The sequence below is a fragment of the Bradyrhizobium cosmicum genome, from assembly GCF_032290525.1.
Taxonomy (GTDB): domain Bacteria; phylum Pseudomonadota; class Alphaproteobacteria; order Rhizobiales; family Xanthobacteraceae; genus Bradyrhizobium; species Bradyrhizobium cosmicum_A.
This window is the reverse complement of the sequence record NZ_JASXTA010000020.1, coordinates 136,434-146,140: the sequence shown is the minus strand read 5'-3', so window position 1 is coordinate 146,140 and position 9,707 is coordinate 136,434. Positions and strand designations below refer to the sequence as shown.

General features: G+C 63.7%; 10 protein-coding genes. 6 read left to right on the top strand and 4 right to left on the bottom strand.

The genetic code is table 11. The annotated features are described in order from the left end of the window. Positions 1–128: 128 nt before the first annotated feature. The gene (locus tag QSV46_RS30330; protein ID WP_314960291.1) at positions 129–1,619 is read right to left on the bottom strand and encodes a hypothetical protein; all 1,491 of its coding nucleotides are present in this window, start codon (positions 1,617–1,619) and stop codon (positions 129–131) included. A 419-nt stretch (positions 1,620–2,038) separates the two neighbouring features. Between QSV46_RS30330 and QSV46_RS30325 the strand changes: the two genes are divergently transcribed. Then, a complete protein-coding gene (locus tag QSV46_RS30325; protein ID WP_314960290.1) occupies positions 2,039–2,203 on the top strand; it encodes a Flp family type IVb pilin in 165 nt (54 codons plus the stop codon). A 363-nt stretch (positions 2,204–2,566) separates the two neighbouring features. Here QSV46_RS30325 and QSV46_RS30320 read toward each other — a convergent pair whose 3' ends face one another. Next, a complete protein-coding gene (locus QSV46_RS30320; RefSeq protein WP_314960289.1) occupies positions 2,567–2,980 on the bottom strand; it encodes a hypothetical protein in 414 nt (137 codons plus the stop codon). Between the two features lie 557 nt (positions 2,981–3,537). Between QSV46_RS30320 and QSV46_RS30315 the strand changes: the two genes are divergently transcribed. Beyond that, positions 3,538–4,218: a helix-turn-helix domain-containing protein gene (locus QSV46_RS30315; protein ID WP_314960287.1), complete on the top strand. Its 681-nt coding sequence runs from the start codon at positions 3,538–3,540 to the stop codon at positions 4,216–4,218. 150 nt (positions 4,219–4,368) lie between these two features. Here QSV46_RS30315 and pyk read toward each other — a convergent pair whose 3' ends face one another. Beyond that, positions 4,369–5,805: a pyruvate kinase gene (pyk, locus tag QSV46_RS30310; RefSeq protein WP_314960285.1), complete on the bottom strand. Its 1,437-nt coding sequence runs from the start codon at positions 5,803–5,805 to the stop codon at positions 4,369–4,371. Beyond that, positions 5,802–6,386, bottom strand: a complete 585-nt coding sequence (locus tag QSV46_RS30305; RefSeq protein WP_314960283.1) for a DUF1036 domain-containing protein — start codon at positions 6,384–6,386, stop codon at positions 5,802–5,804. Before QSV46_RS30305 ends, pyk begins: the two co-directional genes overlap by 4 nt. 175 nt (positions 6,387–6,561) lie before the next feature. Here QSV46_RS30305 and QSV46_RS30300 point away from each other — a divergent pair, with 175 nt between their 5' ends. From QSV46_RS30300 to QSV46_RS30285, 4 genes are all read left to right on the top strand, one after another. Further along, positions 6,562–6,867: a DUF1244 domain-containing protein gene (locus tag QSV46_RS30300; RefSeq protein ID WP_314960281.1), complete on the top strand. Its 306-nt coding sequence runs from the start codon at positions 6,562–6,564 to the stop codon at positions 6,865–6,867. 207 nt (positions 6,868–7,074) lie between these two features. Then, entirely contained in the window at positions 7,075–7,347 is a 273-nt protein-coding gene (locus tag QSV46_RS30295) for a DUF2312 domain-containing protein (protein WP_007596286.1), read from the top strand. 116 nt (positions 7,348–7,463) lie between these two features. Beyond that, the gene (locus tag QSV46_RS30290) at positions 7,464–9,227 is read left to right on the top strand and encodes an adenylate/guanylate cyclase domain-containing protein (RefSeq protein WP_314960277.1); all 1,764 of its coding nucleotides are present in this window, start codon (positions 7,464–7,466) and stop codon (positions 9,225–9,227) included. A gap of 47 nt (positions 9,228–9,274) precedes the next feature. Then, positions 9,275–9,697 carry a DUF1801 domain-containing protein gene (locus tag QSV46_RS30285; protein WP_314960275.1) on the top strand — a complete coding sequence of 141 codons (423 nt, stop codon included), beginning with the start codon at positions 9,275–9,277 and terminating at the stop codon, positions 9,695–9,697. Positions 9,698–9,707 lie beyond the last annotated feature (10 nt).

The window sequence follows — 9,707 nt, the reverse complement described above, 5'->3', positions numbered from 1 at the left end:
AGCCAGCATGGTGAATCAGAAATACACTGATTTGGGAATCCCAAATCGATTCAGACTAAACTCATCCCGCTTTAGGCTGCTGGAAACGGATGGCGCTGCCGTGCTCGGAGATTCCGCAAGGCGGATCCTCACTTCGACGCCGCCGCCCCCGGGCCGTCCGCCTTCTCCCGCACATGGATTACCGCGATGTCGTCCGTATAAATCCGCTTCCAGCCCTTGAGCTGATCGAGGATCTGCGGGCCCGGCGCATCGGCGACCAATAGCGTCGCGTCGATCTTATGTTCGTCGAGCAGGCGCGGCAGCAGCTCGGGCTTCTTGCCTTCCGTCGCTTTGAAGAAGTCCATGACGAACTTTTCGCCATAGAGCTCGGCGCGGCCGTCGACGAAGACCGGGATGTCGCGCGAGATCAAATAGCCGCCGAACTGATAGGCGTTGAAGACGCGCTTCACCCCAAGCTTCTCGAGCAGGTCGACCGCCGCGAGCGGCGTCTGCGTCATCGTGAAGGTGAAGCGGTGGTGTCCCATGTAGAGCGAGGTCGAGGTCCAGCTTGCGGCAATGATCATCAGCGCGCCGAGCGCGGTGAGGTAGCGGGCCGGCAATCGGTCGGCACCGTCGCCCTCAGGTCGCGGGCGGCCGAACATCTCGCCGAGCGGCTTTGCCAGCACCAGCGGCACCAGGAAGGCGAAGGCCTCGATGCTCCTGACATGGGTCAGCGCGCTCCAGGTCAGGAACAGGATCAGGAAGATCCGGGGCGCCGACAGCACGAGGCCGCGGTAATAGCCGAGCGCGATCAGGCCGAGCAGTGCGCCCTCGAACGAGGTGAACGTCGCAAAATTCGCCGGCATCCATTCGAAGATCAGCGACAGCAGCTCGCCGAGGCTGAGGATGTTGGTCGCGCCCATTAGCGTGCGCCAGCCGTAAGGCGTGCAGCAGCTCGCGATCAGTGCGCCGACGCCGAACAGCACCCAACGCAGGAACAGTGAAAGCCGCCGTCCTTTTTCGGCATGCTCGACCGCCTCGAGCGAGATCGGGCCGATCAGCGCGAGCCCCAGCACGAAGCCGCCATGCAGGTTCGCCCACAGCGCCATCAGCGGCAGCCAGGTCCAGGACGGGGCGCTCTTCCGGTCCGCAGCCGCCATCAGCAGGCCGACCCATGCCACCATGACGGGCAGCGCCAGGATATGCGGACGCGCCAGCACGTGATGGATCGACAGCAGCAGCGCCAGCATCGCAAACAGCACCGCGCGGGGCGCCTCGATCTGCGCGTCGAGCAGGTAGACGAAGATGGCGGCCGTGAGCGCCACCCCGATCGCGGTGATGATCACGGGCCCCGCCCAGCCCCATTGCGCATGGGAGAAGGCGAACAGCACCTGCGACAGCCACGACGTCGAGATCCAGGGTTCGCCCGTGCGCGTGAAGGAATAGAAATCGGTGTACGGCATGGCGCCGTGATCGAGGATCCATTGCCCGATCTTGATCTGCCAGAACGAGTCGGAGTCCTGAAGCAGCGTGTCGCCGACGAAGAGGAAGAAGAGATAGGCGCCGGCACCGACACAGAGCGGCACCAGTGCGCGCGCGCGGCTCTGCACCGCGATGCTGTTGGCAAAGGAAAGGGACATGGCCGCCTCGTCGTCCTGTTTGTTCTTGTCGGCCGGAGCATGATCCGGACCCGAAGGGCCGCGTTGGCGCAAAGCGTGTCGCGGCTCTCCGGGACGATCATGCTCAAACGATAACCTGACGCGCGCTGAACGATTCCTCTCATCGCGCTTCAGGCCGAGCGGGCGGCATTGGACCACGGCCGGTCATAACTTGGGGTAAATCGCCGGTGCCGACGTCGATCGCGATATCGACGATTTAACGGATTGTTTTCAATTCTCCTTTACCATCGTCGAATAGCTGCAATCCGCTTCGTGTTTGCGCAGTCGAATTAACTGCGGCGCAATTTCTTGCATCTAGGTTCGGTTCCATGGTCGGGCGGCGCTGGGAAGCCGAAAAGACCAGAACAGTTGTAGCCTCGTGTACTCATTGGGAGCAGTCTATGAAGAACCTCGTTTCGCGTTTCCTGAAGGACGAATCCGGCGCCACCGCCATTGAATACGGCCTGATCGCCGCCGGCATCGCGCTGGCGATCATCACCGTCGTCAACAACCTCGGCAGCTCGCTGAACACCAAGTTCGGCTCGATCTCGACCAGCCTCAAGTAAGACTGGACGACCTGGAAATTCGAGAGCCCCGTCCTGGACGGGGCTCTTTTCGTTTGGGGTGATGGGGCACCGTCGCGGCTGGCGATCGCATCCGGACAAAACCGCCAGTTCCTTTGAATGCGTCACGTCCTTGACCGCTCAACTGAGGATGAAGTCGTTCGCGAAGGTGATCTGGCGGGGCATGATATGCTCCAGCCAGATCTCACGAGGATCCGAGCTCGACAAGAATTGCCCAAATCATCTGTATCCGGGCCAAAGAATTTGATCCTGATCCTGATCTTGACGTCAGACCAAGTCATGGCGTTTCCCCCTTGGATTGATCCTATTTCTTGCGCCTGGAGCGCCAGTATTCGGAGCGCTTGGTCAGCCAATCACGGTGTTGCGCGCTGCTGATCGGAAACCCGACGAGCCGGGTTTTTCCGTCAGTTGGATCGGAATACATGACGACCAGTAGTCGCGTGCGAGTTGATCGGGTGTGAGTGGATAGATCATCTCGCGGTCCCACTGGCCAAAATAGACGTCATACGTCGTGCCGACCGTGGCGCTGCCGATTCGCGCTTCAAGAACCTGCACTCGGATGAAACTCTTGTCGCGAGAGCGCTGAATGGGCACAACGCCGGACTGATCTCGCTTTCCTAGCCCAACTGGAGTGTCGAGCGCGCGTACCTTGGCGATCGTGACTTCCTTCGCGCCATTCGGAACATGGGACGGGCCGAAATCGGCCGGTAGTTCATCCAGAAAGTAGGCGAGAGGAGATCGGTACTTCGCCATCTGCACCAAGGCTTCCTCATGCGGAATCGTGGTCCCCAGGGCATCGCCAACACAGGACGGTCCCGATCAGGCAATTACCACCCGGCGACACATCGGATGTTCGCAGGATCGCGCTTCGGCTGCGGACGAAAGAAACATTGGAAAGAGAGCGAGAACGAGGCCCCTCAGTCGCTTCATGTCGCACGCTCCATTCGCAGATGAACGTATTTTGAATCCAGTCACAACAACGCTAAGAAGTGTCCATACTGCGGGTCGGTTTGATCAACGATAGGTTGTGATCCCGCGTAATAACTTAGAGAGGTAAAGCATGGTCACGCAACCGCGATAGCAGCATTTTGGCCCCAGCCAGCCCGTTCGGTGGCACGTGGCGTGAGCCAGCCCTTAATCAGCCTCGGCAATCAAGGCTTGGCGCCCTTGTCCATTCGCCGTGACGCTTCACGCATTTGCATCTTGTCATCCACTCTGAATAGTTGTTCAGTCCTTGCGGGACGATTTCCATCTGTTGCAGTGACGAAGCGCTCGGCTGCGGGCGTGCGGCAGGCGTGTGGGACAGGAAGTGCGCCATGGTCTATCGGCGGACGCATCAAGTGGTTAAGCGCCTTGCTGCGAGGCGCAGTGCAATTCTGGCGGCGGCCCGGGAGGCTGCAGCCGAAGGCGGAATGGCGGCGGTGCAGATCGCGCCGGTCGCGGTTCGCGCCAGCGTCGCGGCCGGGACGGTCTATCGTTACTTTCCGTCGAAGGCCGAACTGATCTCCGAGCTGATCGCAGAGGTGTCGCGCGACGAGCTCGCCGCGATTCGCCGGGCGGCCGATGCCGCGCCGGGCCCGTCCTCCGCGCTGGCAGCGGCGGTCACCACCGTGGCGGTCCATACCCTGTCACAGCGCAGGCTGGCCTGGGGCATCCTGGCCGAGCCCGTCGATGTCGACGTCAGCGCCTCCAGGCTTGCCAGCCGGCGCGAGATCGCGGGCGAGATCGCCGCGCGGATCGACGCCGCCGTGCGCGCCGGTCATCTGCCGGCGCAGGACACCGCGCTTGCCGCGACCGCGCTGCTCGGCGCGCTGCATGAGTCCTTGGTCGGGCCACTTGCGCCCGACAATCTGGAAGATCCCGCCAGGATGCGCGACGCGGTTCAGACCGTGACGCTGCTGGCGCTGCGCGCCGTCGGCGTCATGGACGCCCGCGCCCGCGGTCTGGTGGTGCAGCAGACGCTGCTGCCGACGACGAAGGCGCTGGTCGGGGCTTGAAAAGCAGTCGACGACCGGGGCTGCGACCTGATCACGCTCAGGCCATTGCCTGAGCATGTCTTTTTGCAGAACCCGCGCACATCCGCCGGACCGGCCGGCTACTGTGCATGGGGTTGTTTTCGCAAATTTTGTCCGGGCGGCGCTGGCGCCTCAAATATCCGCGCCGCCGTCGGGGCCGACCGAGGCGATGCGCACCATGTTGGTGGTGCCGGGAATGCCGAGCGGTACGCCGGCGACGATGATCACGCGCTGGCCGGCGCGGACGAAGCCGTCACGGAACGCGATCTGGCCGGCGCGGCTGACCATGTCGTCCTGGTCGCGGGCATCTTCCGCCACCACGCAATGCACGCCCCAGACCACCGCGAGCCGGCGTCCGGCGGCGATGTTCGGCGTGATCGCCACGATCGGCGGCTTCGGCCGCTCGCGCGCCACGCGCACGGCGGTCGAGCCCGAGCTGGTCCAGCAGATCAGCGCCGGCAGGTCGAGCGTCTCGGCGATCTGCCGCGCGGCATCGGCGATGGCGTCTCCGGCGGTGGCTTCCGGCGCCGGCCGCTGCGCCATGACCACGGAGCGATAGGTCGGGTCGCGCTCGACCTCCTCGCCGATGCGGTTCATGGTCGAGACCGCCTCGATCGGGAATTTGCCGGCCGCCGATTCCGCAGACAGCATGATGGCGTCGGCGCCCTCATAGACGGCGGTGGCAACGTCGGAGACCTCGGCGCGGGTCGGCACCGGCGACTGGATCATCGATTCCAGCATCTGGGTCGCGATCACCACCGGCTTGCCGGCGCGGCGTGCCATCCGCGTCATCTGCTTCTGCAGGCTCGGCACCCGCTCCAGCGGCAGTTCGACGCCGAGGTCGCCGCGTGCCACCATCAGCGCGTCGGAGGCCTCGAGGATGTCGGCGAGGCGGTCGATCGCCTGCGGCTTCTCGATCTTGGCCATCACCGCGGCGCGGCCGCGGATCATCTTCTTGGCCTCGATCACGTCGTCGGCGCGCTGCACGAAGGACAGCGCGATCCAGTCGACGCCGGTGACCAGCGCCGCCTCGAGGTCGGCGCGGTCCTTCGGCGTCATCGCCGAGACCGGCAAATCGGTGTCGGGCAGGCTGACGCCCTTGCGGTCGGACATCCGGCCGCCGACCACGACACGCGTCACCGCGTGCTCCTTCGAGGTCTCTTCCGCGATCAGCCGCACCTTGCCGTCGTCGAGCAGCAGCGAATGGCCGGGCCGCAGCGCGGCCAGGATCTCCGGATGCGGGAGGTTGACGCGCGTGGCATCGCCCGGGGTCTTGTCGGAATCGAGCGTGAAGATCTGGCCGTTCTGAAGCTGGACCGCGCCCTCCGCGAAGGCGCCGAGCCTGAGCTTTGGTCCCTGCAAGTCGACCAGGATGCCGATCGGCCGGCCGTAGCTGCTCTCGACGTTGCGGATCGTCGCCACCAGCTCCCGCATCTTGTCATGCGGGGTATGGCTCATGTTGATGCGGAACAGGTCGGCACCGGCCTCGAACAGGCGGCGGATCATCGCGAGGTCCGAAGAGGCAGGTCCCAGGGTCGCGAGAATCTTGATACGGCGAAGACGCCTCATGGCTTATTTCCAGGCGAGGGTGGGAGGCCGGGCGAGCCCGGGGGCGTAGCACCGGGCGGGCTATTGGGCAAACCCGGGACACCGCCCGGGCCAACCGGACCGGGCATGCCGGGTACGCGTTGCTGTTGTGACGGCTGCTCGTTGGCATCGGTGAGCTGCACGGTCCAGGCCCGCTGCTCGCCGGTATCAACCTCGAAATAGCCGGTCCGGTCATAGCCGCGCGCGAGGCAATCCTCGGTGCCGCGGATGGTGAACTCCTTGTCGCGCGAGCACATGAAGGCCTGGCCCGACCACTCGCCGCCGCGGTCGTAGTCGATCGCGTAGATGTAATAGTAGCGGGCCACCAGCGTTCCCCGCAGCAGGGTCTCGCAGGAGCGGGACGAGATGTTCCACCAGCCCTCGGTGGTCCAGCCCTCGGCGTCCTTGTAGCCGAGCGCAATGCCGACCCGGCTCGACGTGTTGTTGCAGAGCCGGAAATCGGCCGAAGCCGGGCTGGTCCACAGGCACAGCAGGCCGACCACCAGCACCGGGACCAACCGGGCGAGCAGGCGAAGGCGGGAGCGGGGAGATTCGGCGATCATTGTCGCGGAAGCTATATCAGATCATTGACGATTTGGCGTAGGGGCGGGGAACTGGCCCAAAGCGGGCAAAGGACCGTTTGCGCTGCGATATGGCAAAATCTGTGACAGGTCCCACCTGATCCCGTAAGGGTGACCCATCCAGGTCAGAGCCAATTCGCAAGCCGAGGATCAAGCCATGGCAATCGACGACAAAACCAGAACGGAGCTCGAGGCGGCTGCTTTCCGGCGCCTGGTCGATCATTTGAGGACCCGGACGGACGTTCAGAACATCGACCTGATGAATCTGGCGGGCTTCTGCCGCAACTGCCTGTCCAACTGGCTCAAGGACGCCGCCGACGCCCGGGGCGTGAGCTTAAGCAAGGACGAGAGCCGGGAGGCCGTCTACGGCATGCCCTACGAGACCTGGAAGTCGAAGCACCAGGGCACGGCCTCGCCCGACCAGATCGAGGCGATGAAGAAGGTTCATCCCCACGGGCACTGACGGGCTCACGCGCGGCCTGTCGCCGGGGCTTCTGAGTCGCACCACACAACAGCTTTCTTCACCTCGCGGCAGGAAGGTGTGGGCGCGCTGTGGACGAGCGCGATGCTTGCTTGAACGCGGGGGACGCCAACCCTAAGGGTTCTGGCAGCACGCGCGGTGAGGATGCCGGCGTCACCTCGTTTTGCCAGTTCCATTGGGAGTACCAAGATGGCCACCTCCGCCGCCGTCCGCGACGACGAGCCCGCGACGAAATTTGCCAAGGACCAGCTCAAATCCATCATCGAGCGCATCGAGCGGCTGGAGGAGGAGAAGAAGGCGATTTCCGACGACATCCGCGACGTCTTCGCCGAAGCCAAGGGCAACGGCTACGACGTCAAGGCGCTGCGCACGATTGTGCGGATGCGCAAGCAGGACCCCAACGAGCGCGCCGAAGCCGAGACCATTCTCGAGACCTATATGCAAGCGCTGGGGATGATCTGAAGCGATGAGGCCGCAGCGTCACCGGTAGGAGTACCTCGTCCCGCCGCAATTTGCGGCGCACCCGGCTTGGGCAAGATCCGCGCGTCTGCTAGAGTGCTCGGTGAAGGGACCGAGCAATGGACGTGCCTGGACCAGAGCGCAGGCTCGCAGCCGTCCTCGCGGCTGACATGGTCGGCTTTAGTCGGCTCATGGAGGCGGACGAGGCTGGTACGCTCGCACGCCTCAAGACTCACCGGATCGAGCTCATCGATCCGGCCATTGCCAAAAATCACGGCCGCATCATCAAGACGACCGGTGACGGCATGCTCGTCGAATTCCATAGCGTCGTCGACGCCGTGCTGTGTGCCGCTGAAATTCAGGGCCGGATGGGGCGACGCAATGCGGACGTGCCGCCGCCGCGATGGATGCAATTCCGCATTGGCATCAATCTGGGCGACGTGATCGTCGATCAGAACGACATTTTCGGCGATGGCGTCAACGTCGCGGCACGGTTGGAGGCACTGGCCGAGCCTGGAGGTATCTGCATCTCAAGCGCGGTGCGCGACCAACTCGGCCAGCGCCTTGATGGCGTTGCATTCGAGGATATCGGCGAGCAGAACGTCAAGAACATCGGCCGTCCAATCCGCGTCTACCGGATTCGGCTGGAGGTGGGGCCGGAAAGCCCAATTGGCGCGAAGGGCACTGCAAAGACGACAGGCAAGTCGAAGAAGCCGTCTCTCGCCGTGCTGCCCTTCGCCAACATGAGTGGCGACCCGGAGCAGGAGTTCTTTGCGGACGGCTTGACCGAAGACATCATCACCGAACTTTCACGCTTCCACGACCTGCTGGTCATCTCCCGCAACTCGACCTTCGTGTACAAGGGCAAGGCGGTCAAGGTGCAGGACGTCGGCCGCGAATTCGGCGTCGATTATGTCATCGAGGGCAGTGTGCGAAAGGCCGGAGATCGCGTCCGCGTCACCGTGCAGCTGATCGATGCGGAAACCGACCGGCACATTTGGGCCGAACGCTACGACGGCGAGCTCAAGGACATCTTCGCCATCCAGGACGAGATGACCCGGGCGATCGCCGCCACTCTGCCCGGCCGCGTCGAGGCGGCCACGCACGATCGGGCGAACCGCAAGCCCACGGACAACATGGCGGCCTATGAATGCGTGCTGGCCGCCAAGGTCCTGCATCATCGCTCCAATCGCGAAGACAATGCGCGGGCGCAATCTCTGCTCGACCGGGCGCTCGAACTCGATCCGAACTATGCTCACGCACACGCGTGGAAGGCGTGCGTCCTGGGCCAGACCTGGGTTTATAGCTGGTGCGCGGATCGGGACGCCACGTTCCAACAGGTGGCTTCAGAGCTGGAGACCGCGCTGGTCCTCGACGACAATGACAGCGACGTCCACCGCATCCTCGCGGCGCTCAATCTGAACCGCGACGACCATGACAAGGCCACCTACCATCAGGAGCGGGCGCTTGCGCTCAACCCGAACTACGACCTGGTGGTGGTGCAACAGGGCGAACTTCTGACCTGGCTGGGCCGACCTGAAGAGGGCATCGACTGGATCAAGAAGGCGATGCGGCTCAACCCGTATCACCCGGAACGCTTCTGGAGCCATCTCGGGCGCGCCTATTATTGTGCCGAGAAATACGCCGAAGCCGCCGAGGCCCTCTCACGGATCACACGCCCCGATCACACCCATCACGCGTTCCTTGCGGGGATCTTCGCACAAATGGGCAACACGATTGCCGCTGGCGCGCACGCAGCCGAAGTTCTCAAGCGTGAACCGGCATTTTCGGTGGCCAATCATCTCTCCACCCAGCATTATAAGCGCGACGTAGATCGTGAGCGCTACGAGGCGGGCCTTCTCAGGGCAGGCCTGCCGGCTTGATCTGGCGCGCAGAGGAAGCCGATTGGCGATCGATCGAGAGTGAGACCGTGACTGAACCGTTGTTGCCGCGCGAGGTGAGTCGGGCCTTCGACGCCTTTCCATTGCCGATCCGCCGGCGCCTTCTCGATGTGCGCAAGCTCATCTTTGCGACAGCCAAGGCGCATGACGACGACGTCGGTCCGCTGACCGAGACGCTGAAATGGGGTGAGCCGGCTTATCTCACCGACGCGACCGGCAGCGGCAGCACAATCCGGCTTGGACCCCTCAAGCACTCCGACTATGCCGCCATCCTGTTCAATTGCAGGACGACACTGGTCGAGACGTTCCGCGAGCGCTTTCCCGATCAGTTCAAATATCGGCAGACCAGGGCACTCTTGCTGAATGTCTCGGGCAAGCTGCCCAAACAGCCGCTATCGGTCTGTCTATCACTGGCGCTCACGTATCATCTGGATCGGCGGTGGAAGCGCTAAGGAGCGCTTC